Origin of the sequence: Erythrobacter sp. WG, from assembly GCF_026586795.1 — a bacterium.
Lineage (GTDB): Bacteria > Pseudomonadota > Alphaproteobacteria > Sphingomonadales > Sphingomonadaceae > Erythrobacter.
This window is the reverse complement of record NZ_JAPFGY010000016.1, coordinates 49,160-71,684: the sequence shown is the minus strand read 5'-3', so window position 1 is coordinate 71,684 and position 22,525 is coordinate 49,160. Positions and strand designations below refer to the sequence as shown.

At 67.2% G+C, this 22,525-nt stretch carries 24 protein-coding genes; 21 read left to right on the top strand and 3 right to left on the bottom strand.

Annotated features, from left to right (window positions below):
* The first annotated feature begins 17 nt into the window (after nt 1-17).
* Nucleotides 18-650, top strand: coding sequence for a class I SAM-dependent methyltransferase (locus OPU67_RS09915; protein WP_267619376.1), 633 nt, complete (start codon nt 18-20; stop codon nt 648-650).
* Nucleotides 651-769: 119 nt separating this feature from the next.
* Here OPU67_RS09915 and OPU67_RS09910 read toward each other — a convergent pair whose 3' ends face one another.
* Complete coding sequence (locus OPU67_RS09910; protein WP_267619375.1) at nt 770-3,622, bottom strand: Rne/Rng family ribonuclease; 2,853 nt, start codon at nt 3,620-3,622, stop codon at nt 770-772.
* 425 nt (nt 3,623-4,047) lie between these two features.
* Here OPU67_RS09910 and OPU67_RS09905 point away from each other — a divergent pair, with 425 nt between their 5' ends.
* From OPU67_RS09905 to OPU67_RS09875, 7 genes are all read left to right on the top strand, one after another.
* Nucleotides 4,048-4,980 carry an N-acetylmuramoyl-L-alanine amidase family protein gene (locus OPU67_RS09905; RefSeq protein ID WP_267619374.1) on the top strand — a complete coding sequence of 311 codons (933 nt, stop codon included), beginning with the start codon at nt 4,048-4,050 and terminating at the stop codon, nt 4,978-4,980.
* Nucleotides 4,981-5,017: 37 nt separating this feature from the next.
* On the top strand, nt 5,018-7,528 hold the full coding sequence (locus OPU67_RS09900) for a penicillin-binding protein 1A (protein ID WP_267619373.1): 2,511 nt from the start codon (nt 5,018-5,020) through the stop codon (nt 7,526-7,528).
* Nucleotides 7,529-7,571: 43 nt separating this feature from the next.
* Nucleotides 7,572-8,111 (top strand): peroxiredoxin, encoded by a 540-nt coding sequence (locus tag OPU67_RS09895; protein ID WP_267619372.1) that lies wholly within the window; start codon nt 7,572-7,574, stop codon nt 8,109-8,111.
* A gap of 80 nt (nt 8,112-8,191) precedes the next feature.
* Complete coding sequence (gene prfB / locus OPU67_RS09890) at nt 8,192-9,319, top strand: peptide chain release factor 2 (RefSeq protein WP_267619371.1); 1,128 nt, start codon at nt 8,192-8,194, stop codon at nt 9,317-9,319.
* Between the two features lie 4 nt (nt 9,320-9,323).
* A complete protein-coding gene (locus OPU67_RS09885; protein WP_267619370.1) occupies nt 9,324-10,055 on the top strand; it encodes a class I SAM-dependent methyltransferase in 732 nt (243 codons plus the stop codon).
* Between the two features lie 98 nt (nt 10,056-10,153).
* Complete coding sequence (locus OPU67_RS09880) at nt 10,154-11,557, top strand: NAD(P)H-dependent flavin oxidoreductase (RefSeq protein ID WP_267619369.1); 1,404 nt, start codon at nt 10,154-10,156, stop codon at nt 11,555-11,557.
* A 5-nt stretch (nt 11,558-11,562) separates the two neighbouring features.
* Nucleotides 11,563-11,928, top strand: a complete 366-nt coding sequence (locus tag OPU67_RS09875) for a DUF7079 family protein (protein ID WP_267619368.1) — start codon at nt 11,563-11,565, stop codon at nt 11,926-11,928.
* Here OPU67_RS09875 and OPU67_RS09870 read toward each other — a convergent pair whose 3' ends face one another.
* Nucleotides 11,929-12,939 carry a 2-hydroxyacid dehydrogenase gene (locus tag OPU67_RS09870; protein ID WP_267619367.1) on the bottom strand — a complete coding sequence of 337 codons (1,011 nt, stop codon included), beginning with the start codon at nt 12,937-12,939 and terminating at the stop codon, nt 11,929-11,931.
* A 99-nt stretch (nt 12,940-13,038) separates the two neighbouring features.
* Between OPU67_RS09870 and OPU67_RS09865 the strand changes: the two genes are divergently transcribed.
* Entirely contained in the window at nt 13,039-13,524 is a 486-nt protein-coding gene (locus OPU67_RS09865; RefSeq protein WP_267619366.1) for an SH3 domain-containing protein, read from the top strand.
* A 200-nt stretch (nt 13,525-13,724) separates the two neighbouring features.
* Here the strand turns inward: OPU67_RS09865 and OPU67_RS09860 are convergent, their stop codons facing one another.
* Nucleotides 13,725-14,921 carry an acetyl-CoA C-acyltransferase gene (locus OPU67_RS09860; protein WP_267619365.1) on the bottom strand — a complete coding sequence of 399 codons (1,197 nt, stop codon included), beginning with the start codon at nt 14,919-14,921 and terminating at the stop codon, nt 13,725-13,727.
* Between the two features lie 139 nt (nt 14,922-15,060).
* Here OPU67_RS09860 and OPU67_RS09855 point away from each other — a divergent pair, with 139 nt between their 5' ends.
* The 12 genes from OPU67_RS09855 (at nt 15,061) to OPU67_RS09800 (ending at nt 22,515) form a co-directional block, all read left to right on the top strand.
* Entirely contained in the window at nt 15,061-16,512 is a 1,452-nt protein-coding gene (locus OPU67_RS09855) for a coniferyl aldehyde dehydrogenase (RefSeq protein WP_267619364.1), read from the top strand.
* Nucleotides 16,513-16,653: 141 nt separating this feature from the next.
* Complete coding sequence (gene ndhC / locus OPU67_RS09850) at nt 16,654-17,028, top strand: NADH-quinone oxidoreductase subunit A (RefSeq protein WP_267619386.1); 375 nt, start codon at nt 16,654-16,656, stop codon at nt 17,026-17,028.
* Entirely contained in the window at nt 17,025-17,603 is a 579-nt protein-coding gene (locus OPU67_RS09845; protein ID WP_267619363.1) for a NuoB/complex I 20 kDa subunit family protein, read from the top strand. Before ndhC ends, OPU67_RS09845 begins: the two co-directional genes overlap by 4 nt.
* A gap of 10 nt (nt 17,604-17,613) precedes the next feature.
* The gene (locus OPU67_RS09840) at nt 17,614-18,405 is read left to right on the top strand and encodes an NADH-quinone oxidoreductase subunit C (protein WP_267619362.1); all 792 of its coding nucleotides are present in this window, start codon (nt 17,614-17,616) and stop codon (nt 18,403-18,405) included.
* A complete protein-coding gene (locus OPU67_RS09835; protein ID WP_267619361.1) occupies nt 18,402-19,613 on the top strand; it encodes an NADH-quinone oxidoreductase subunit D in 1,212 nt (403 codons plus the stop codon). Before OPU67_RS09840 ends, OPU67_RS09835 begins: the two co-directional genes overlap by 4 nt.
* Complete coding sequence (locus tag OPU67_RS09830; RefSeq protein ID WP_267619360.1) at nt 19,610-19,870, top strand: hypothetical protein; 261 nt, start codon at nt 19,610-19,612, stop codon at nt 19,868-19,870. The genes OPU67_RS09835 and OPU67_RS09830 overlap by 4 nt, the downstream gene beginning before the upstream one ends.
* Nucleotides 19,863-20,531, top strand: a complete 669-nt coding sequence (nuoE, locus tag OPU67_RS09825) for an NADH-quinone oxidoreductase subunit NuoE (protein ID WP_267619359.1) — start codon at nt 19,863-19,865, stop codon at nt 20,529-20,531. The genes OPU67_RS09830 and nuoE overlap by 8 nt, the downstream gene beginning before the upstream one ends.
* Nucleotides 20,531-20,701 carry a hypothetical protein gene (locus tag OPU67_RS09820; RefSeq protein WP_267619358.1) on the top strand — a complete coding sequence of 57 codons (171 nt, stop codon included), beginning with the start codon at nt 20,531-20,533 and terminating at the stop codon, nt 20,699-20,701. Before nuoE ends, OPU67_RS09820 begins: the two co-directional genes overlap by 1 nt.
* On the top strand, nt 20,698-20,841 hold the full coding sequence (locus OPU67_RS09815) for a hypothetical protein (RefSeq protein ID WP_267619357.1): 144 nt from the start codon (nt 20,698-20,700) through the stop codon (nt 20,839-20,841). Before OPU67_RS09820 ends, OPU67_RS09815 begins: the two co-directional genes overlap by 4 nt.
* Nucleotides 20,838-21,026 (top strand): hypothetical protein, encoded by a 189-nt coding sequence (locus OPU67_RS09810; RefSeq protein ID WP_267619356.1) that lies wholly within the window; start codon nt 20,838-20,840, stop codon nt 21,024-21,026. The genes OPU67_RS09815 and OPU67_RS09810 overlap by 4 nt, the downstream gene beginning before the upstream one ends.
* Nucleotides 21,013-22,305: an NADH-quinone oxidoreductase subunit NuoF gene (gene nuoF / locus OPU67_RS09805; protein WP_267619355.1), complete on the top strand. Its 1,293-nt coding sequence runs from the start codon at nt 21,013-21,015 to the stop codon at nt 22,303-22,305. Before OPU67_RS09810 ends, nuoF begins: the two co-directional genes overlap by 14 nt.
* A gap of 18 nt (nt 22,306-22,323) precedes the next feature.
* Entirely contained in the window at nt 22,324-22,515 is a 192-nt protein-coding gene (locus OPU67_RS09800) for a hypothetical protein (protein WP_267619354.1), read from the top strand.
* The last annotated feature ends 10 nt before the right edge of the window (nt 22,516-22,525 follow it).

Sequence of the window (22,525 nt, the reverse complement as noted above, 5' to 3'; positions counted from 1 at the left end):
ACGGAGGGGGCGGACATATGGGGCTGAGCGGCTGGTACGAGGCGAACGTCATGCCGCGGCTCATCACCTGCGCCTGTTCGCAGGGTCAGGTGATGAAGCGCCGTGCGGCGGTGGTGCCGCTGGCGCGCGGCGATGTCTTCGAGCTTGGCTGCGGCGGCGGGATCAACCAGGCTTTCTATGACCGTGCGGCGATCACGTCCTATGCCGGCATCGACCCGCACGAGGGCCTGCTTGACGAAGCGCGCGCCGCCGCGCGGCAAAAGGGCTGGCAAGCGGACATGCGGCAGGCCTGGGGCGAGGCCATTCCCTTCCCGGACGAGGGCTTCGACTGCGTGGTGTGCACCTTCACCCTCTGCTCGGTCGAGGACCCCGGTCAGGTCATGCGCGAGGTGCGCCGCATCCTGCGGCCCGGTGGCGGGGTGCTGTTCCTCGAGCACGGCCGCGCGCCCGACCCGCAAGTGCAGCGCTGGCAGGGACGGATCGAGCCCGTGTGGAAACGCCTCGCGGGCGGCTGCCATCTGACCCGGCCAATCGCCGCAGCGCTGACGGCGGCGGGCTTCGCCGTCGAGTCGTGTGCCTCGGGCTACACGCCCAAGGCGCCGCGCTTTGCCGGATGGATGGAGTGGGGAGTCGCGCGCAAGCGGGACTGAGGCCGACGCAGGCCGATCTCCCGCCGGCGGGAGGGCGGTGAAGGGCGCGGGCCAGATGCAAGGAAAAGGGCGGATAGATCGCTCTACCCGCCCTTGCCCCTTCATGATGTCGCTGCGGCCTATTCGCCGAAGGTGCGCTGCCACCAGCCGCGGCGCGGCTTGGCCTCGGGTTCGGGTGCTGCGTCTGCGGCAGGGGCGTCCTGCTGCGGCGCGCTGTCCTCGGCCATGGCTTCGGCGGTCTGCGGGGCATCGTCCGGTCCGGCGATCACCGCCATGTCCTCGGCGACCTGCTGCGAGACAGCCTCGGCGGCCTCGCTGGCCGCGGCCTTCGCCTTGCGCGGGGCACGCTTGCGCTTGGGTTTTTCGGCCGGGGCCTCCGCATCCGCCGGTGCGGAATCCGCGTCGGCGGCAGCGGCGGCGAGTTCGGGCGCGAGTTCGGCGGGTGCCTCCTCGGCTGCGACCGGCGCGGCCTCCTTCTTCTTGCGCGGCGCGCGGACGCGCTTGGGCTTGGCAGGCGGCACGTCCTCGGCCGGTGCTTCGGCTTCGCCTTCGGGCTCGGCGGGAAGCGCGGGGGCTTCGGCAGCAATCAGGTCCGCAGCCTCGGGCGCCGGCTGCGAGTCGGCATCGGCCTCCTCGCCGCGCGGCAGGCTCTCGTCCGCATCGCCCTGCGGTTCGACCTCGCCATCCTCACGGCGCTTGCGCCCGCGACCGCCCCGGCGGCGGCGCTTCTTCGGGCGGTTTTCGCCCTCGTCGGTGCCGCTGTCGTCGCGGATCGCGGCCTCGTCACCGATCTCGGCGTCGCTGTCGCGCTCGCCCTCGGCGTCCCGCTCGTCGCCGTTCTCGCCTTCGGCGCCATCCTCGCGGTCGCGATTGCGATTGCGGCCGCCGCGCCGACGCCGGCGCTTCTTCTTGCGACCGTTGCCTTCGTCATGGGCATCCTCGCCATCGCCGCGCTCGGACCGCTCGCGACGCGGCTGGCGCGCCTCGCGATCCTCGGCCTCGTCCTCGGCGAAGTCCTCGTCGTCCTCCTCGGGGAGGTCGGCATCGTCCTCATCGTCGACGATCGGCTCGAACTTGGGCGCGTGGAGCGGGCGGGGCCCGGCGCTCGAGACGCTCATCTTCGCGCCTTCCTGCTCGCCTTCCGGCACCACCTCGACCGAAACGCCGTAGCGCTGCTCGATCTCGACGAGATCGGCGCGCTTTTCGTTGAGGAGGTAGATCGCCGCCTCGGTGCTCGCGCCGAGACGAATGATCGTCCCCTTGCCCTTGGCCGCCTCGTCCTCGATCAGGCGCAGCGCCGAGAGGCCCGCCGAGGAGGCGGTGCGCACGAGGCCGGTGCCGTCGCAATGGGGGCAGGGGCGGGTGGTCGCTTCGAGCACGCCGGTGCGCAGGCGCTGGCGGCTCATTTCCATCAGGCCGAACGAGCTGATCCGGCCGACCTGGATGCGCGCACGATCGTTCTTCAGCGCCTCCTTCACCGCCTTCTCGACCTTGCGGACGTTGGAGGGGTACTCCATGTCGATGAAGTCGATGACGACGAGGCCAGCCATGTCGCGCAGACGCAGCTGGCGGGCGATCTCCCGCGCCGCTTCGAGGTTGGTGTGGAGCGCGGTCGCCTCGATCCCGTGCTCCTTGGTGGAGCGGCCGGAGTTGATGTCGATCGACACCAGCGCCTCGGTCGGGTTGATGATGAGGTAGCCGCCGGATTTCAGCTGCACCATCGGGTCGTACATCGCGCGCAGCTGGTCTTCGGCGCCATAGCGCTGGAACAGCGGCACGGGATCGGAATAGGCCTTCACCCGCCGCGCGTGGCTGGGCATGAGGAGCTTCATGAAGGCCTTGGCCGACTTGTAGCCTTCCTCGCCCTCGACGACGACTTCCTCGATTTCCTTGTTGTAGATGTCGCGGATCGCGCGCTTGATGAGGTCGCTGTCGGAGTGGATCAGCGCGGGCGCGACCGAGGCGAGGGTCTTCTCGCGGATCTCGTCCCAGACGCGGGCGAGGTAATCGAAGTCGCGCTTGATCTCGGGCTTGGTGCGGCTCATGCCGGCGGTGCGGACGATGAGACCCATGGTCTTGGGGAGCTTCAGGTCCAAGACCATTTCCTTCAACCGCTTGCGATCGCTGGTCGAGCTGATCTTGCGGCTGATCCCGCCGCCGTGCGACGAGTTGGGCATGAGCACGGTGTAGCGGCCCGCGAGGCTGAGATAGGTGGTCAGCGCCGCGCCCTTGTTGCCGCGCTCTTCCTTGACGACCTGGACGAGCAGCACCTGGCGGCGCTGGATGACGTCCTGAATCTTGTAGCGGCGGCGCAGCGCCATGCGCTTGGCGCGCACTTCGTCGACCTGCTTGGCGCGGCTGCGGCCCTTGCCGTCACCGCCCTTGTCACCCTTGCCCTGACGGCGACGACCGCGACCACGGCCGCGACGTTCCTCAGCCCCTTCGCGGTCTTCGGACGCTTCTTCGCTGTCGCCGTTGTCCTCGTCCGGGGATTCCTCGTCGTCCGAAGCGCCACCCTCGATGGTGGCGACCTCGTCCTTGTCGGAGGTGTCGACTTCCTCGACGCCGTTTTCGGCAAAGTCCTCGGCGAGCGCTTCGCCGCTGTCGTCCTCGGCGTCATATTCGGCGCCGGGCGCGATGCCCTCGGCCTCTTCCTCGGCGCGCAGGCGTTCTTCTTCCTCGGCGGCCTCGGCCTCCTCGGCCAGAAGCGCGTCGCGGTCGGCCTTGGGGATCTGGTAGTAGTCGGGGTGGATTTCGCTGAAGGCGAGGAACCCGTGGCGATTGCCCCCGAAGTCGACGAAAGCCGCCTGCAGCGAGGGCTCGACCCGGGTTACCTTGGCGAGATAGATATTGCCCTTGATCTGCTTGTGTTCGGCAGATTCAAAGTCGAATTCCTCAATCCGGTTGCCTTGCAGAACCGCCACCCGGGTTTCTTCCGGGTGGCGCGCATCGATGAGCATGCGCGTTGCCATTGAATAGTCTCCATGCGCCCGGCCTTGCCCGCGTGTGCGGACGGTGGGGGCGCGCATATTGTGATGGACCGGCCGGCCCGAAAGCGATGCCGGAAGGGGAAATCGCGCTGCGAGGGCCGATGGCGCTCAGCGCGAAGCTCGTGTCTGCAGCGACGCACGTGCGGCGCATTGCCGCGTCCTGACCCGCAATGGCGAGCACGCGTTGGTCACGCATCCTGCTCGCCTGTCGGGAAAAACGTATCGTCACTGCATCAACCTGTACTGGACCGGGAAGCGGAAAAAGGAGTGTGCCCCGGCGCAAGAGGCAAGCCGGAGGGGCGCATCGCGCCTCAGGGCAGCCTCCATGGGGCCATCGCTAGCACTGTGGGGCAAACCCCGCAACTCTCTTGCGTTTCCTTCGGGCGAGAACGTAAGCCGCACGGACGATGAGTTACCGCACCCTCCTGCTGATCGTGCTGCTGGTGCCGCTCGCGCTGGTCGGCGGGGCGAGGGTGACGGGGCAGGCAATTCCGGTGCCGGTCTGGGGGCGCGAATACGTGCTGCGCTTCGCCGTGGCAGGTGAGGGGGAGGAGGCGCCGGCGGTGCCGCTTGAACTGCCGCCGATCGCCGGGCCCGACGACCCGTCGCGCCCGCTGGTGGTGATCGACGCCGGGCATGGCGGGCGCGATCCCGGCGCGATCGGCACCGATCCGGAGGGCCGCCGCTTCGAGGAAAAGGCAATCACCCTCGCGCTCGCGCTGGCGCTGCGCGACGAACTCCTCAGGCAGGGCGGCATCCGCGTCGCACTGACCCGCTCGGACGACCGCATCCTGCCGCTGGCCTATCGCCCCGAGATCGCGCGCCGCCTGGAGGCGAGCCTCTTCATCTCGATCCACGCGGATTCTGCGGGGGAGAAGGAGGAGGTGAGCGGGGCGAGCATCTACACGCTCTCCAATGCTGCCTCGAGCGAGGCGGCGGCGCGCTTCGCCGCGCGCGAGAACGACGCCGACCGCCTGAACGGCATCACCATCGCGGGCCAGAGCGCCGCGGTGAGCACCATCCTCGTCGAGCTTTCGCAGCAGCGCACGCAGGAGGAGGCGCTCGACTTCGCCGCGCTGGTGCTGCGCGAGGGTGCCGGCACGCTGCCCTTCATTCCGCAGCCCAGGCGCGCCGCCGCGCTCGCGGTGTTGCGTGCGCCCGACGTGCCCTCGGTGCTGTTCGAGAGCGGCTTCGTCACCAACCTCACCGACCGGGCGCGGCTCACCACCCGCGAGGGCCGGGCGCAATATGCGCAGGTGCTCGGCCGCGCGATCCGCATCCATCTCGCCCGCCGCAGCGAAGCTGGCTCCGGTGCGTCCGCGCCGGGCGAAAGCCGCTAGCCTTGGCCGATCCCCGCGTGCTAGTTGCCGCCCGTTCATGACCGAGACGCCCCCCGCCTCCGACAAGCCGAATGCCTGGGCCTATCTGCGCTACCGCGTGAACCGCGACGTCGGCGGTGCGCTGGCGTGGTTCCGCGAGCGCTGGCGGACCAGCTTCCTGTTCAAGCTGGTGGCGATCGGCTTCGGTCTCGCGCTGGCCCTGTGGATCGCGGTCTTCGTGTGGCTCGCCAGCGACCTGCCCGAGGCGGAAGCGCTGCTCACCTACGAGACGCCGCTCCCCACGGTGGTGCGCGGGATCGACGGCGAGATCGTCCACTCCTACGCGCGCGAGCGGCGGGTGCAGCTGCAATATGCCGATTTCCCGCAGAAGCTCATCGAGGCCTATCTTTCGGCCGAGGACAAGACCTTTTTCAGCCACGGCGGGATCGACTATCTCGGCACGGCCAACGCAGTGTTCGACTATGCCCGCAAGGCCGGCACGGGCGAGCGCGCGGTGGGCGGGTCGACCATCACCCAGCAGGTCGCCAAGAACCTGCTCCTGGGCGACGAGTATTCGGTGACCCGCAAGCTCAAGGAGATGATCCTTGCCGGCCGTATCGAGGGCGTGCTGACCAAGCAGGAGATCCTCGAGCTCTATCTCAACGAGATCCCGCTCGGCCGCCGCTCCTTCGGGGTGCAGGCGGCCGCGCGCGCCTATTTCGACAAGGACGTCGATCAGCTTGAGCTGCACGAGATGGCGTTCCTCGCGATCCTTCCCAAGGCGCCCGAGCGCTACGGGCGCCGTGGACAGGAAGAGGCCGCGATTGCCCGGCGCAACTTCGTGCTCGACCAGATGGAGAAGAACGGCTTCATCACCGCTGCGCAGAAGGCCGCCGCTTCCGCCCAGCCGCTGGGTCTCGTCACCCAGCGCCGCGAACGCAGCGTCGATGCCGGCTACTTCCTCGAGGAGGTACGCCGCGAGCTCATCGAGCGTTTCGGCGAAACCGCCGAGGATGGGCCCAATTCGGTCTATGCCGGCGGACTGTGGGTGCGCACCAGCCTCGATCCCGCCATGCAGATGGCCGCGCGTGACGCGCTGCGCGAGGGCCTTCTGCGCTATCAGGGCGGGCGCGCCTGGAAGGCCCCGATTGCCACGCTCGATGTGGATGACGGCAAGTGGGCGAGCCGCCTCCAATCCTCGCCGCTCGGGATAAGCTACAAGGACTGGCGCGTGGGCGTCGTCACCCAGCGCAGCGGTTCGAGCGCGCGGATCGGCTTTGCCAATGGCGAGGAAGCGCCGCTGACCGGACTGCCCGACCGGCTGAAGGCCGGCGACGTGATCGCCGCCGCCCCGGTCGGCAACGCCTGGGGCGTGCGCACCATCCCCGAAGCGCAGGGCGCGCTGGTGGTGGAGCAGGCGCAGTCGGGCCGGATCCTGGCGATGCAGGGCGGTTTCGACCACCGCCTGTCGGACTTCAACCGCGCCAGCCAGGCGCTCCGCCAGCCAGGCTCGACCATCAAGCCCTTCGTCTATGCCGCAGGACTCGACAGCGGGATGACCCCGTCGACCCAGATCGACAATTCGCGCTTCTGTTACTACCAGGGCGCAGGGCTGGGCGAAAAGTGCATCCGCGGCGGACGCGGCGCGGGCGGGCAGCACCCGATGCGCTACGGGCTCGAGCAGTCGCAGAACATCATGACCGTGCAGATCGGCATGACGGCCGGCATGAACAATGTCGTGCGCGAGATCGAGAAGGTCGGGATCGGCAAGTTCCCGGCCTATCCATCCACCGCACTGGGCGCCGGGGAGACGACCCTCACCAAGATGGTCGCCGCCTACGCCGCGCTCGCCAATTTCGGACGGCTGAACCCGCCGACCGTGATCGACTACGTGCAGGACCGGCGTGGCAAGGTGCTGTGGCGGTCCGACAACCGCGAGTGCCGCGGGTGCAACATGGCGAAGTGGGACGGCAAGCCGATGCCGCGCTTCGGGCCGCGCGGCACCCAGGCCATGGACGCGCGCACCGCCTTCCAGGTGATGCACATGCTGCGCGGCGCGGTGAGCCGCGGCACGGCGACCGTGCTCAATTCACTCGGCCTGCCGCTGTTCGGCAAGACGGGCACCACCACCGGCCCTAAGGACGTCTGGTTCATCGGCGGCACGCAAGCAATGATCGCCGGCGCCTATGTCGGCTTCGACCAGCCGCGCAACATGGGCGGCTATGCCTTCGGCGGCACGATCTCCGCGCCGATCATAAAGAGCCTGATCGAGAAGACCCGCGACAAGTGGTCCGATCTCCCGCCCGTCGCGCCAACCGGCGTGCGCATGGTGCGGATCGATCGCCGCTCCGGCAAGCGGGTGTTCGAAGGCTGGCCGACCGACGATCCCAAGTCGGCGATCATCTGGGAAGCCTTCAAGCCCGACACCGAGCCCGAGCGCTACACCCGCCAGGACGCGATCGCCGCCAAGCGCAACGAGATCCTCGCCCTGATCCGCGCCGGCCGCCAGAGCGCCGAGAGCGCGGTGGTGGAGGAGCCCGATTATCTCGAGGAAGGCGGCATCGACTGAAGCCGGCTGGAACACTTCGCCAAGCACCCACGTTGGAGAGCGCATGAAACAGCTTCGCAACGCCGCCTTCGCGGCCCTCGCTCTGGCAGGTCTCGCCAGCGCCTCTTCCGCCTCGGCCGAGCTTCCCAAGGGGAGCAAGGCGCCGGTCTTCTCCACCAGGGCGGCGCTCGCCGGCAAGGAGTTCGGCTTCGCTTTGAAGGCCGCGCTCGCGAAGGGGCCGGTGGTGCTGTACTTCTACCCCAAGGCCTTCACCCGGGGCTGCACGCTCGAGGCCAATGCCTTTGCCGAGGCGATGCCGCAGTTCAAGGCAGCCGGCGCAAGCGTCATCGGGATGTCGGCGGATGACATAGCCACCCTCAAGGATTTCAGCCGCAAGGAATGCCGCGACGCATTCCCCGTCGGCGTCGCCAGCGCCGATGTCGCCAAGGCCTATGACGTGGCGCTCGGCACATCGGGCCTCACCTCGCGCACCTCCTACGTCATCGCGCAGGACGGCAGGATCGTGGCGGTCCATTCGAACCCCGACTATCGCGGCCATGTCGAACAGACCCTTGCCGCGGTGAAGGCGCTCAGGAAGAAGTAGGCGCCCCGCGCGCTTTACAATCGCGCCGGCAGCGCTAAGCGCTTCGGCCTCATCACGCTTACCCGTCGAAGGATTGTCCCATGCGGGCCGAGGCCCAGGCTTACATTAACCGGATCGAGGCCGCGCTGGCGCTGGTGCGCCTGTCGCTCGACTGGGAGCGCGCGCTGCGCCGTCTGGACGAGCTGAACGCGCGGGTGCAGGACCCGAACCTGTGGGACAATCCCAAGCAGGCGCAGGCGATCAGCCGCGAGCAGAAGACGCTCGAGACGGCGGTCAACACGGTGAACGAGATCGCCGCCGAAATGGCCGATGCGGTCGAGTTCATCGAGATGGGCGAGGCCGAGGGCGAGGACGCGATCGTCGAGGACGGCCTTGCGACCCTCGCCGCGCTGGCCGACCGGGCGGACGCGGACAAGGTCCAGGCGCTGCTCTCTGGCGAGGCGGACGGCAACGACACCTATCTCGAAATCCACGCCGGCGCAGGCGGCACCGAGAGCCAGGACTGGGCCGAGATGCTGTTCCGGATGTACGGCCGCTGGGCCGAACGGCGCGGCTTCAAGGTCGAGACGGTCGAGTATCAGGCAGGCGAACAGGCGGGGATCAAGTCGGCGACGCTGCTCATCAAGGGCGACGGCGCCTATGGCTACGCCAAGACCGAGAGCGGCGTCCACCGCCTTGTCCGCATCAGCCCCTATGACTCGTCGGCGCGGCGCCATACCAGCTTCTCGAGCGTGTGGGTCTATCCGGTGATCGACGACAGCTTCGAGATCGAGATCAACCCCGCCGACCTCAAGATCGACACCTACCGCGCGTCCGGCGCGGGCGGACAGCACGTCAACACCACGGATTCGGCGGTGCGCATCACCCACCAGCCGACCGGCATCGTCGTCGCCAGCCAGCAGGACCGCAGCCAGCACAAGAACCGCGAAATCGCGATGAACATGCTCAAGGCGCGGCTCTACGAGGCCGAGATGCGCGCGCGCGAAGAGGCTGCCAGCGCCGAGCATTCCGCAAAAAGCGACATCGGCTGGGGCCACCAGATCCGCTCCTACGTGTTGCAGCCCTACCAGATGGTCAAGGACCTCAGGACCGGGGTCGTCTCGAACACGCCCGACGCGGTGCTCGACGGCGCCATCGATCCCTTCATCTCGGCCGCGCTCGCACAGCGCGTGACGGGCGAGAAGGTCGAAATCGAGGACGTCGAGTAGGCCGATGATCTCCGCACGCGCGCTGCTTGGCATTGTGGCCGTGCTCGGCGCGGGACTTGCCGGTGGCTGCGACCGGATGGCGGCGGGCGGGCCCCAGCGCCCCGAAACCGCGCTCGCCTTTCCCGCGCCCGATCGCAAGGTTGCCGCTGTGGTCTCCAACCAGTTCTCGAATGAGGATGCCCGCGACGAGCGCGGCGAGGCGCAGGTTGTGATGGACCTCGCCGACATGCGGCCGGGCATGACCGTCGCCGATTTGGGGGCGGGGGAGGGCTATTACACCGTTCGCCTCGCCGAGCGGGTCGGCAAGGACGGGCGGGTGCTGGCGCAGGACATCAGCCGCGAGGCCCTGGACCGCCTCGGCCGCCGGGTCGAGCGCGAGCGGCTCGAGAACATCTCGATTAAGCTCGGCGCCATAGACAATCCGCAGCTCCCCCCTGACAGCTTCGACCGCATCTTCATGGTCCACATGTACCACGAGGTGACCGAGCCCTATGCCTTCCTGTGGAACATGTGGCCGGCCTTGAATGCGGGCGGGCAGATCGTGGTGGTCGAGAGCGAAAGCCGGGCGGGCAGCCACGGCTTGCCGCACACCCTGCTGTTCTGCGAGTTCGAGGCGGTCGGATACGTATTGGTCGAATATATCGAGAGGCCTGACATCAAGGGCTATTTTGCACGTTTCCAGAAAGGCCCAGCCCGCCGCGAGCCGGAAGCGATCAAGGTGTGTGCCGCCGCCTGACGTGTGCCTATCCCGTGTGGTTGCGGAGCAGGGCGGCGCGCACTATGGCGATTTTTCGATAAGCACCGCGCCAATGCCGGCGCAGAGGGGACTGTTCGTTGTTCAAGGGATTGAAGCCGATCGTCTATGGCGGTCGCGAGGTCTGGCCGCTGGTCGAAGGCGGCAAGGGCGTGTCGGCCACCAATCACGCAAGTTCGGGTGCCTGGGCCGCCGCGGGAGGCATCGGGACGGTCAGCGCGGTCAATGCCGACAGCTACGACGCGAATGGCAACCCGATCCCGCAGATCTATCACGGCGCGACCCGGATCGAACGCCACCAGGAGCTGATCCGCTACGCGATCGAAGGGGCGACCACGCAGGTCAAGAAGGCCTACGAGATCGCGAATGGCCGCGGCGCGATCAACATCAATGTGCTGTGGGAGATGGGCGGCGCGCAGGCCGTGCTCGAAGGCGTTCTGGAACGCACCCGCGGTTTGGTGACGGGCGTCACCTGCGGGGCGGGGATGCCCTACAAGCTCGCCGAGATCGCCGCGCGCTTCAACGTCAGCTACCTCCCGATTGTCAGCTCCGCACGCGCCTTTCGCGCCTTGTGGAAGCGCTCCTATCACAAGGTCGCCGCGCTGATGGCAGCGGTGGTTTATGAAGACCCGTGGCTGGCGGGCGGGCACAACGGCCTGTCCAATGCCGAGGACCCGACCAGACCTGAGGACCCGTTCCCGCGCGTGAAGGCGCTGCGCGAGACGATGCGCGCCGAGGGCGTGAGCGACGACGTGCCGATCGTGATGGCCGGCGGCGTGTGGTACCTGCGCGAATGGAACGACTGGATCGACAATCCCGAACTCGGCACGATCGCCTTCCAGTTCGGCACCCGCCCGCTGCTCACCCGCGAAAGCCCGATCCCGCAGATCTGGAAGGATATGCTGCGCGACGTCGAGCCGGGCGACGTGCTGCTTCACAAGTTCTCGCCCACCGGCTTCTATTCGAGCGCGGTCAAGACCCCGTTCCTCTACGACCTGATGCACCGCTCGGAGCGCCAGATCCCCGCATGGAAACGCGGCGAGGAGGAGGGCACCGTCCAGCTCGGCGAGGAGGGCAAGGCCCGCAACTTCTGGGTGCGCCCGGAGGACAAGGCGCGCGCCGAGATGTGGATGCGCGCCGGGCACACCGAGCCCTTGAAGACCCCCGAAGGCACCATCGTCTTCGTGACGCCGGAGGCCCGCGACACCATCCGGCAGGACCAGCAGGACTGCATGGGGTGCCTCTCGCACTGCCAGTTCTCGAGCTGGAAGGACCACGACGACTACACCACCGGGCGCCTCGCCGACCCGAGGAGCTTCTGCATCCAGAAGACCTTGCAGGACATCGCCCACGGCGACGATCCTGACAGGAACCTCGCTTTCGCGGGGCACGCGGCGTACCGGTTCAAGACCGATCCGTTCTTCTCCAACGGCTACACGCCGAGCGTGGGCGAGCTGGTCGAGCGGATCCTGACGGGGGACTGAGCGCATTGCCAACGGCGCAGCTCTCCGAAGCGGAGGTCGCGTGCCGCCTGCCGGTGTGGTGTGCGCTTTCGGACCTGTTTCTCGATACCGCGTTCGATGCGTCGCACGACCGTCGGATCGCGGAGGTTATCCGGGCCGGTGGCTTTTCGGCCAGTGAGGCCGAGGATATCCTGATGCACGAGGTGGCACCGGCATTCGGAGCGATTCTGCGCAGCGTTGCCGGGGAATGGGCGGGCTGGCCGGAGGACTTCGTTCGCGAGCAGGTGCTTGCGCGGCGGCGCTCCATACCCTCGCGCATCGTCAACCGGCTGACGATCGATCATCACCTCAAGTCCGAGTGGGCACGCATCGCTGCGCACCTCGACGACTGATCAGCGCACCAGCGCGGTCAGCACCTGATCGGGGGGCCTGTGCCCGTCGGCCCACATGCGGATGTTGGCGATGACCTTGTGCCCCGAATCCTCGCGTCCCTCGGCAGTCGCGCTGCCGATGTGGGGGAGGGTCATGACGTTGGGGTGGGCGATGAGGCGCGGATCGACCTTCGGCTCCTCGGGATAGACGTCGAGCCCGGCGCCCGCGAGGTGGCCGGATTCCAGCGCGGCGATCAGCGCCTCCTGGTCGATCAGCTCGCCGCGCGCGGTGTTAACGATGCAGCTGCCCGGCTTCATCAGCGCGATACGCCGCGCATCGACAAGGTGGCGGGTCTCCTCGGTGAGCGGGCAGTGCAGGGTGAGGATATCGGCCTCGGCCATCAGCGTGTCGACATCGGCAACATAGCGCGCGCCCAGCATCCGCTCGAGCGCCTCGGGCAGGCGCTTGCGGTTATAGTAGGCGATCTCCAGCCCGAATGCGCGCGCACGGTGCGCGACCGCCTGACCAATGCGGCCCATGCCGACGATCCCGAGCACCTTGCCCGCGAGCTTCCTTCCGAGAAGGCCGGAGGGCGCCCAGCCGGTCCAATTGTCCCGGCGCACCAGCGAGATACCCTCGCGAATGCGGCGCGGCACGCCGATGATCGCGGCCATCGCAAGGTCGGCCGTGTCGTCGGTGAACACGCCCGGCGTGTTGGTGACGATGATCTTGCGCTCGGCGGCGGCGGCAAGGTCGATGTGCTCAGTGCCGGCGCCGAAGCTGGCGATCAGGCCCAGGCGCTCGCCCGCGCCAGCGATCAGCTCGGCATCGATGCGGTCGGTTACGGTCGGCACCAGCACGTCGCAATCCTGCATCGCGGCGGCGAGCGCATCGCGGGTCATCGGCGCGTCTGCCTCGTTCAGCACCACGTCGAACAGTTCGCGCATCCGCGCCTCGACCTGCGGCATCAGATGGCGGGTGACGATCACGCGCGGGGGGCTGGCGAGCGGTCGGGCGGGGCGCAGGGTCATGCTGAGACGGCTAATCCTTCGATGCCTTCTCGGTCAAGGCAGCAGTCGTCGCAGCGCGGCCCTTGAAACCTTGCGCGCCTGCAGGCTAGTGCTGGGGCGATGGCACTCTTGCGCTTCTGGACAACTTTCGCCGCTTTGCTCGCGCTCCTCGCTGCACCGCTGACGGCGCAGGACCGTGTGCTCCCCTATTGGGCGACGCTGCGCTACGAGAAGGTCAATATGCGCGTCGGACCCAGCGCCGAATATCCGGTCGCGTGGGTCTATGTCCGCAAGGGCCTGCCGGTGAAGGTGGTGCGTATCCGCGAAGGTTGGCGACTCGTCGAGGACGAGGCGGGCGAACAGGGCTGGATCGCGGCGAGCCAGCTCGACCCCGCGCGCGGCGGGCTGGTGATCGGCAAGGAACTTGCCGAAGTACGGGCCGGGCCTTCCGCTGCCACGGCGGTGAAGTGGCGCGCCGAGCCCGGGGTCGTTACCCGCCTCAAGGCCTGCCGCGAAGGCTGGTGCGAAGTCGACATCGAAGGCCGCAAGGGCTGGATCAGCGCCGAGCGACTCTACGGATCGGAACGCCTGCCGGGCGACGGGTGACGCCACCCGGCATGGCCTACCAGCGCGTCAGGATGCGGGCTTCGGCTTGACGGTCACGCTCTCGCCGCTGTCGGAGGCCGCCGTGAAGGAGCCGTCCGCGCCGTGCGCGCTTTCTGTTTCTTCATGATTTTCCCTCCCTCAGGACACGCGACCCGCAAGGGGCGTATCACGAAGCGAGGTGAGGCCCCGGATGCGCGCCCTCAGACGAGCTCGACCGCCACTGCCGTCGCTTCCCCGCCGCCAATGCACAGGCTCGCGACGCCACGGGTCTTGCCCTGCTGCTTGAGCGCGTTGATCAGCGTCACCACGATCCGCGCGCCGCTCGCGCCGATCGGGTGGCCGAGCGCCGTGCCGCCGCCGTTCACGTTGATCTTCTCGTGCGGGATGCCGAGGTCGCGCATCGCGAACATCGCGACGCAGGCGAAGGCCTCGTTGACCTCGAAAAGGTCGACGTCGTCGACGCCCCAGCCGGCCTTGGCGAGCACCTTCTGGATCGCCGGGATCGGCGCGGTGGTGAACTGCGCGGGTGCCTGGGCGTGCGCAGCGACGGCGACCACCTTGGCGACCGGCGACAGGCCCTTCGCATCGGCGACGCTCGCGCGGGTCAGCACCAGCGCGGCGGCGCCGTCGGAGATCGAGGAGGAGGTCGCGGCGGTGATGGTGCCGTCCTTGGCGAAGGCGGGCTTCAGTTGCGGGATCTTGTCGGGGCGGCCCTTGCCGGGCTGTTCATCATGTTCGACGACCACATCGCCGGCGCGGGTCGAGACCGTCACCGGCACCACCTCTTCGGCAAAGGCGCCGCTGGCGATCGCCTTGTTGGCGCGCGCAAGGCTCTCGATGGAATAGGCGTCCATCTCCTCGCGGGTCATCTGGTACTGGTTGGCGGTCTCCTGCGCGAAGGTGCCCATCGCCCGGCCGGGCTCGTAGGCGTCCTCGAGCCCGTCGAGGAACATGTGATCATAGGCCGTGTCATGGCCGAGCCGCGCGCCCGAGCGGTGCTTCTTGAGGAGGTAGGGCGCGTTGGTCATGCTTTCCATTCCGCCCGCGACGACCACGTCGATGGTGCCGCTCGCCAGCGCCTCGGCGCCCATGATCAGGGTCTGCATCCCCGAGCCGCAGACCTTGTTGACGGTGGTCGCCTCGACCGAGAGCGGCAGCCCCGCCTTGATCGCCGCCTGGCGGGCTGGGGCTTGACCGAGGCCCGCGGGCAGCACGCAGCCCATATAGGCGCGGTCGATATCCTCGACCGCCACGCCCGCACGCTCGACCGCGGCCTTGACCGCAATGGCGCCGAGATCGGTCGCGCTCACTTCCGACAGGGCGCCCTGCATCGCCCCCATCGGGGTGCGGGCGTAGGAGAGGATCACGATGGGATCGGCGGGAGAGAGCTGGGTCATGGCGTGCATCCTCGTGGAGGGAACAGTGATGAGCCGGGCGATGTAGTGCTGCAATGCGGCATTGGCAATCGGCCGAAGGTCTTGCTGCTTGCGCCGGGCCGCGCTTTCCCGCAAACTGGTCGCAAATCGAAACGCATTCATGTCCGAGAGGGAGAACGACATGGCCGACGACCGCCGCGCAGAACTCGAAGCCCTGCTGGCGCGCCAGCGCGCCGCCTTCACCGCCTCGCGCCCAGAGCCGCTCTCGCAAAGGAAGGACCGCATCCGCCGCGCGATGGCGCTGGTGAAGGATCACGGCGATGATTTCGCCAAGGCGATGAGCGCGGATTTCGGCAACCGCTCGCACCACCAGTCGATGCTCACCGACATTGCCGCGACCGTCGGGGCAGGGCGCCATGCGCTGAAGCACATCGATGCTTGGTCGAGGCCGGAGAAGCGCAAGGTGCAGTTCCCGCTGGGGCTGATGGGCGCGAAGGCCGAAGTCCGCTACGAACCGAAGGGCGTGATCGGTATCCTCAGCCCGTGGAACTTCCCGGTGCAGCTCGCCTTCGGGCCGCTGATGCAGGTGCTCGCGGCGGGCAACCGGGCGATGATCAAGCCGTCCGAATTCACCGAGCGCACCAGCGAGCTGATGGCCGAGCTCACCGCGCAATATTTCCAGCCCGAGGAAGTCGCGGTCATCACCGGCGGGCCGGAGGTGGCGGCGGCGTTCTCCTCGCTCGCCTTCGATCACCTCGTCTTCACCGGCTCGACCGCAACCGGGCGCCGCGTCATGCAGGCGGCGGCGGAGAACCTCGTGCCGGTGACGCTCGAACTCGGCGGCAAGTCGCCGGTGGTGATGGGCCGCAGCGCCGACTTCGCCAAGGCGGGCGAGCGGATCGCGATCGGCAAGATGATGAACGCGGGCCAGATCTGCCTCGCACCCGATTACCTGATGGTGCCCGAGGACAAGGCCGACGAAGCGGTCGCGGGCGTCACGGGCGCGGCGGCGGCGATGTATCCACGCCTGCTCGACAATGACGACTACGCCTCGATCGTCTCCGACCGCCATTTCGAGCGGCTTCAGGGCCTCATCGCCGACGCACGCGACAAGGGCGCCGAGGTGATCGAGGTCAATCCGGCGGGCGAGGACTTCGGCAATGCCAACCAGCGCAAGATGCCGCTGACCGTGCTGTGCGGCGTCAATGACGACATGACCGTGATGCAGGAGGAGATCTTCGGTCCCGTCCTGCCGGTGATGACCTACAAGGCGGTCGACCAGGCGATCGAATACATCAACGAACACGACCGCCCGCTGGGCCTCTACTACTTCGGCGAGGACCGCGCCGAGCAGGAGCGCGTGCTGACCCGCACGATCTCGGGCGGGGTGACCACCAACGACGTGGTCTTCCACGTCTCGATGGAGGACCTGCCCTTCGGCGGGGTCGGACCGTCCGGCATGGGCAGCTATCACGCGATCGAGGGCTTTCGCGAGTTCAGCCACGCGCGGGCAATCTATCATCAGCCGAAGATCGATATCGCCAAGCTGGGCGGGTTGAAGCCGCCCTACGGCAAGGCAACCGAGGCTGCGGCGGGACGAATGATGAAGTAGATAGGGGGGCTTGCGGCAAGGCGCCGCAAGCTGTGTTCCATTACCTGCAACACACCTCCGGGCTTTTCGCTGAGTCGCACCCTTGCGTGGGGCGCGCTAGAAGCCTAGGTGGCGCGCGGGATTAATAGCTTGGACATTATCGTGGTCGATCTCAGCCAGTATCTCCCGATACTGTTGTTCGTGCTCGTTGCACTCGGGCTCTCGGTGCTCTTCGTGTTCGCGCCGATGGCAGTCTCGCGCCTCACCGGCGTGCACAATCCCGATGCCGAGAAGCTCTCCGAGTACGAGTGCGGCTTCCCCGCCTTCGAGGACGCGCGCAGCCAGTTCGACGTGCGCTTCTACCTTGTGGCGATCAGCTTCATCGTCTTCGACCTCGAGGCCGCCTTCCTGTTTCCCTGGGCGGTGAGCCTCGACGTCACCGGCTGGACCGGGTGGGGGGGCATGATGGTATTCCTGTTCATCCTCGCGGTCGGCCTCGCTTACGAATGGAAGAAGGGGGCTTTGGATTGGGAATGACCAACACCGTTTCTCCTCCCCAGGGTCTGCCCGACATCTCCGCGCTCACCAACGCTCCGGCGGGGGGTGTGCGCGGGCCGGACCCGGCCTATTTCAACGCTCTCCAGACCGAGGTCACCGACAAGGGCTTCCTCGTCACCTCCACCGAGGAGCTGTTCCAGTGGGCCCGCACCGGCTCCTTGTGGTGGATGACCTTCGGCCTTGCCTGCTGCGCGGTCGAGATGATCCACGCGAACATGCCGCGCTTCGACATGGAGCGCTTCGGCGCCGCGCCGCGCGCCTCCCCGCGTCAGTCGGACGTGATGATCGTCGCCGGCACGCTGTGCAACAAGATGGCCCCGGCGCTGCGCAAGGTCTACGACCAGATGTCGGACCCCAAGTACGTTATCTCGATGGGCTCGTGCGCCAATGGCGGCGGCTATTACCACTATTCCTACTCGGTGGTGCGCGGCTGCGACCGCATCGTGCCGGTCGACATCTACGTCCCCGGCTGCCCGCCGTCGGCCGAGGCGCTCCTCTACGGCGTCATGCAGCTGCAGCGGAAGATCCGCCGCGTCGGCACGATTGAGAGATAAGGGCGAGGCCATGACCGTTCTCCACTCCGCCCCGAAGTTCGCTTCGAACGAGGGCGTGATCGACGCCATCAGCGAGACGATCAGCGTCTGGCTGATCGAGGCGCACGAGGCCCACGGCGAGGTGATCTTCCGCGTCCAGCGCGAGGCGATCGCGCGCGTGCTCGAGACCCTGCGCGACACCCACGCCTACCAGCAGCTCATGGAGATTGCCGGGGTCGACTACCCCAGCCGCCCTGAGCGCTTCGAAGTCGTCTACATGCTCCAGAGCCTGACGAAGAACCACCGCGTGATGGTGAAGTGCTCGGCCAGCGAAGACACCCCGGTGCCGACCGTCACCACGCTCTGGCCCAACGCGGGCTGGCTCGAGCGCGAGGTGTTCGACATGTTCGGCGTGACCTTCTCAGGGAACCCTGATCTGCGCCGCATCCTCACCGATTACGGCTTTGAGGGGCACCCGTTCCGCAAGGACTTCCCGATGACCGGCTACACCGAACTGCGCTATTCCGAGGAGGAAAAGCGCGTGGTGTACGAACCGGTCGTGCTTCCGCAGGAGATGCGGACCTTCGATTTCCTCTCACCTTGGGAAGGCGCCGACTACGTGCTGCCGGGTGACGAGAAATCGCGCGGGACGCCCCACGTGGCCGAGCCCAAGACCACCGACAGCCCGGCGCAGACCGGCGCGGGCAAGGCTGCCGACAAGGCTGCCGCCGAGAAGGTCTCGCCTCCGGGGCCCGAGCAGAAGGACACCGGCAAGCCCGCCCCCGGCGCCCCCGATCCCACCTCGAAGGAGGGTGGCCGATGAGCATGCAACGCGAGGAATCGCTGACCACCACCGGTGAGGTGATCACCAACTACACGATCAACTTCGGCCCCCAGCACCCTGCGGCCCACGGCGTCTTGCGCATGGTCATGGAGCTCGACGGCGAGGTGATCGAGCGGATCGACCCGCACGTGGGCCTGCTCCACCGCGGCACCGAGAAGCTGATCGAGCAGAAGACCTACCTCCAGGCGCTCCCCTATTTCGACCGGCTCGACTACTGCTCGCCGCTGTGCATGGAGCACAGCTACGTGCTCGCCATCGAGAAGCTCCTGAACCTCGAGGTGCCGCTGCGCGCGCAATACCTGCGCGTGCTGTTCGCGGAGTTGACCCGCATCTGCAACCACATGCTCAACATGGGCGCGCACATCCTCGACGTCGGCGCCTTCACGCCGAACCTGTGGATCATGGACCTGCGCGAGGATTGCCTCAACTTCTTCGAGCGGGCCTCGGGCGCACGCATGCACTCCGCATGGTTCCGCCCGGGCGGCGTCCACCAGGACGTGCCGGAGAAGCTCTTGGTCGACATCGGCGACTGGCTAGACAACCGCTTCTTCCAGCTGTTCGAGGACGCGATGAGCCTCGTCATGGACAACCGCATCTTCAAGCAGCGCAACGTCGACATCGCCGTGGTGTCGCGCGAGGACGCGATCGCCTGGGGCTTCAGCGGCCCGATGATCCGCGCCGCGGGCATTCCGTGGGACCTGCGCAAGAGCCAGCCCTACGATGTCTATGACCGAATGGAATTCGACATCCCGGTCGGCACCAACAGCGATTGCTACGACCGCTTCATGGTGCGCGTGAAGGAAGTCTACGAGAGCGCCAAGATCATCCGCCAGTGCCTGCGCGACATGCCGGGCGGCCCGATCGCCTCCACCGACACCAAGGTCGTGCCCCCCAAGCGCGGCGAGATGAAGCAGTCGATGGAAGCGCTGATCCACCACTTCAAGCTCTACACCGAAGGCTTCCACGTGCCGGCGGGCGAGGTCTACGTGGCGACCGAAAGCCCCAAGGGCGAGTTCGGCGTCTATCTCGTCAGCGACGGCACCAACAAGCCCTACCGCTGCAAGATCCGCCCCACCGCCTTCTCGCACCTTCAGGCGATGGACTTCATGTCCAAGGGCCACATGCTGCCAGATGCGACCGCCATTCTGGGCGCGATCGACGTGGTGTTCGGGGAGTGCGACCGGTGATCGACGATCTGATCGACCGGGCCGATGCGTTTTCGACGCGCTGGAAGACCGTGATTTCGGTCTTAAGCGCGGGCTGGTTCGCGGCGACCTGTGCCGATTATGCCGGGTTCATCAAACTGCCGCTCGAACTGCCGCTTTCCGAATGGCTCGGGTTCGTTCCGGTGGTGGTATGGAACGCGCTGTGGTTGGGCTTCGCCTATCCCCGGATCGAGGCGCGGCGCGCCGAACGCAATTCGATGGAAGATGCTTATGGCTGACCGTACCCCCGCACCCGACACCCCCGAACTGCGCGCCCGCTGGGGTGCTTTTGCGTGGACGCCGGAGAACAAGAAAACCGCCGATTGGCACATCGCCAAGTATCCTGAAGGGCGCCAGCGCTCGGCGGTGATGCCGCTGCTCGATCTTGCCCAGCGGCAGGTCGGCGCGGAAACGGACACGCAGGGCTGGCTGCCGCTGCCGGTGATCGAATATGTCGCCAAGTATCTGGGCATGCCGGTGATCCGCGTGCTCGAGGTCGCCAGCTTCTACTTCATGTACAACTTGAAGCCCGTCGGCAAATTCCACGTGCAGGTGTGCGGCACCACGCCCTGTATGCTGCGTGGCTCGGACGAGATCATGGCCGCCTGCAAGAAACGCGGCATGGTGAAGGGCGGGGTCTCGGCCGATGGCCTCTGGACCTTCACCGAAGTCGAATGCATGGGCAATTGCGCCACCGCGCCGATGGTCCAGATCAACGACGACAATTACGAGGATCTGACCCCCGAGCGCCTCGACGCGGTGCTCGATGCGCTGGCGGCGGGGCAGCAACCGAAGACCGGCACGCAGGAGCCGGGCCGTCACACCTCCGAGCCAGCGGGCGGGCCGACGACGCTGACTGCGATGGTCGATGCCAACCACGATTACCGGGGCGAGTGGTGATGGCGAAAAAGGCTGAACTCGGCGGTGGCATCGTCGGTCTGATGTTCCTTGTCCTCGCGGTGTGGGAATGGATCAGCGGCGATAGCTGGGTGGTGTGGGCCATCCTCGGCTTCCTGTTCGGCGGGTTCGGGGCACTCAGTCGCCTGCTGGGAAGCAAGGACGCGGGATGAGCAGCGTCGCCCCCATCCTTGTCGCGCTGCTGCTCGGCTTCATCGCCTTCAAGGTGGTGGCGGGGCTGCTGCGCGTGGGGCTGATCGTGCTGATCCTCGGCGCGCTCGCCGTGGCGTACACGCAGGGGGCGTTCGCATGAACGCGCTGACGCTCCTCATCGCGATCCTCGGCCTCACCGGCTTTGCCGGAGGGGCGGTGCTGAGCGCGGTGGGGCAGAAGGAGATGGGCGTGGTCCTAATGGGATTGGGCCTCGTCTTCCAGGTGATTTCGCTGGTGCGCATCAGGCGCGCCAAAAACAAAGGTGGCAGCAATGCTCGCGGATAAGGACCGCATCTTCACCAACCTCTACGGGTTCCAGGACTGGAGCCTGAAGGCGGCGCAGGCGCGCGGCGATTGGGACGACACCAAGTCGCTGCTCGCGCGCGGGCAGGACGCGATCATCGAGGAGATCAAGGCCTCGGGCCTGCGCGGTCGCGGCGGGGCGGGCTTCCCGACGGGGCTGAAGTGGTCCTTCATGCCCAAGGAATCGCGCGATGGCCGCCCGAGCTTCCTCGTCATCAATGCCGACGAATCCGAGCCCGGCTCCTGCAAGGACCGCGAGATCATCCGCCACGATCCGCACAAACTGGTCGAAGGCGCGCTGGTCGCCGGCTTCGCGATGCGCGCGCGGGCGGCCTATATCTACATCCGCGGCGAATATATCCGCGAGGCCGAGACGCTCCAGAAGGCGATCGACGAGGCCTATGCGGCGGGGCTGATCGGCAAGAACGCCTGCGGTTCGGGCTACGACTTCGACGTCTTCATGCACCGCGGCGCGGGGGCCTATATCTGCGGCGAAGAGACCGCGATGATCGAAAGCCTCGAAGGCAAGAAGGGCCAGCCGCGTCTCAAGCCCCCGTTCCCGGCGGGCGCGGGCCTCTATGGCTGCCCGACCACGGTGAACAACGTCGAGAGCATCGCGGTTGCGCCGACAATTTTGCGGCGCGGGGCTGCGTGGTTCAGTGGGTTCGGGCGCGAGAACAACAAGGGCACCAAGCTGTTCCAGATCAGCGGCCACGTGGAAAAGCCCTGCGTGGTTGAGGAAGCGATGAGCATCAGCTTTGAAGAGCTGATCGAGAAGCACTGCGGCGGCATTCGCGGCGGGTGGGACAATCTGCTTGCCGTTATTCCGGGCGGCTCGTCTGTGCCGTTGGTGCCCGCCGCGCAGATCCGCAATGCGCCGATGGACTTCGACGGGCTGAAGGAACTCGGCTCCGGCCTCGGAACCGCGGCAGTCATCGTCATGGACAAATCGACCGACATCGTCCGCGCGATCAGCCGCCTCTCCTACTTCTACAAGCACGAGAGCTGCGGCCAGTGCACCCCCTGCCGCGAGGGCACGGGCTGGATGTGGCGCATGATGGAGCGCCTGCGCACGGGCAATGCGGCGATCGAGGAAATCGACATGCTGCAGGAAGTCACCAAGCAGGTCGAAGGCCACACCATCTGCGCGCTGGGCGATGCCGCCGCGTGGCCGATCCAGGGCCTCATCCGCCACTTCCGCCCCGAGCTCGAGCGCAGGATCAACGAGCATAACGCGCAGTTCGCGGAGGCGGCGGAATAATGCGGAAGGCAGGCTTCGATGAGCGTTATACTGCTCAAAATCCTTATCGTTGTCGTGATGTTCGCAAACGTGGGCGCAATGTTGTTCACGATGCTTATGATGACGTCAGGGCGAAATTTCTTGCTTCTGCTTCTGGCGCTCATCCTCGAGTTTGCGGCGCAGTTCTGGCTACGCGGGGTCTACGACCGATTGCCGGCGGGGTGGGGATGAAGGCGGGAGT

Bases quoted from the DNA above. Each gene is read 5' to 3' on its own strand.
- OPU67_RS09915 (WP_267619376.1), top strand. From the start codon at position 18: ATGGGGCTGAGCGGCTGGTACGAGGCGAACGTCATGCCGCGGCTCATC.
- OPU67_RS09910 (WP_267619375.1), bottom strand. From the start codon at position 3,622: ATGGCAACGCGCATGCTCATCGATGCGCGCCACCCGGAAGAAACCCGG.
- OPU67_RS09905 (WP_267619374.1), top strand. From the start codon at position 4,048: ATGAGTTACCGCACCCTCCTGCTGATCGTGCTGCTGGTGCCGCTCGCG.
- OPU67_RS09900 (WP_267619373.1), top strand. From the start codon at position 5,018: ATGACCGAGACGCCCCCCGCCTCCGACAAGCCGAATGCCTGGGCCTAT.
- OPU67_RS09895 (WP_267619372.1), top strand. From the start codon at position 7,572: ATGAAACAGCTTCGCAACGCCGCCTTCGCGGCCCTCGCTCTGGCAGGT.
- prfB (WP_267619371.1), top strand. From the start codon at position 8,192: ATGCGGGCCGAGGCCCAGGCTTACATTAACCGGATCGAGGCCGCGCTG.
- OPU67_RS09885 (WP_267619370.1), top strand. From the start codon at position 9,324: ATGATCTCCGCACGCGCGCTGCTTGGCATTGTGGCCGTGCTCGGCGCG.
- OPU67_RS09870 (WP_267619367.1), bottom strand. From the start codon at position 12,939: ATGACCCTGCGCCCCGCCCGACCGCTCGCCAGCCCCCCGCGCGTGATC.
- OPU67_RS09865 (WP_267619366.1), top strand. From the start codon at position 13,039: ATGGCACTCTTGCGCTTCTGGACAACTTTCGCCGCTTTGCTCGCGCTC.
- OPU67_RS09860 (WP_267619365.1), bottom strand. From the start codon at position 14,921: ATGACCCAGCTCTCTCCCGCCGATCCCATCGTGATCCTCTCCTACGCC.
- OPU67_RS09855 (WP_267619364.1), top strand. From the start codon at position 15,061: ATGTCCGAGAGGGAGAACGACATGGCCGACGACCGCCGCGCAGAACTC.
- OPU67_RS09845 (WP_267619363.1), top strand. From the start codon at position 17,025: ATGACCAACACCGTTTCTCCTCCCCAGGGTCTGCCCGACATCTCCGCG.
- OPU67_RS09840 (WP_267619362.1), top strand. From the start codon at position 17,614: ATGACCGTTCTCCACTCCGCCCCGAAGTTCGCTTCGAACGAGGGCGTG.
- OPU67_RS09835 (WP_267619361.1), top strand. From the start codon at position 18,402: ATGAGCATGCAACGCGAGGAATCGCTGACCACCACCGGTGAGGTGATC.
- nuoE (WP_267619359.1), top strand. From the start codon at position 19,863: ATGGCTGACCGTACCCCCGCACCCGACACCCCCGAACTGCGCGCCCGC.
- OPU67_RS09820 (WP_267619358.1), top strand. From the start codon at position 20,531: ATGGCGAAAAAGGCTGAACTCGGCGGTGGCATCGTCGGTCTGATGTTC.
- OPU67_RS09815 (WP_267619357.1), top strand. From the start codon at position 20,698: ATGAGCAGCGTCGCCCCCATCCTTGTCGCGCTGCTGCTCGGCTTCATC.
- OPU67_RS09810 (WP_267619356.1), top strand. From the start codon at position 20,838: ATGAACGCGCTGACGCTCCTCATCGCGATCCTCGGCCTCACCGGCTTT.
- nuoF (WP_267619355.1), top strand. From the start codon at position 21,013: ATGCTCGCGGATAAGGACCGCATCTTCACCAACCTCTACGGGTTCCAG.
- OPU67_RS09800 (WP_267619354.1), top strand. From the start codon at position 22,324: ATGAGCGTTATACTGCTCAAAATCCTTATCGTTGTCGTGATGTTCGCA.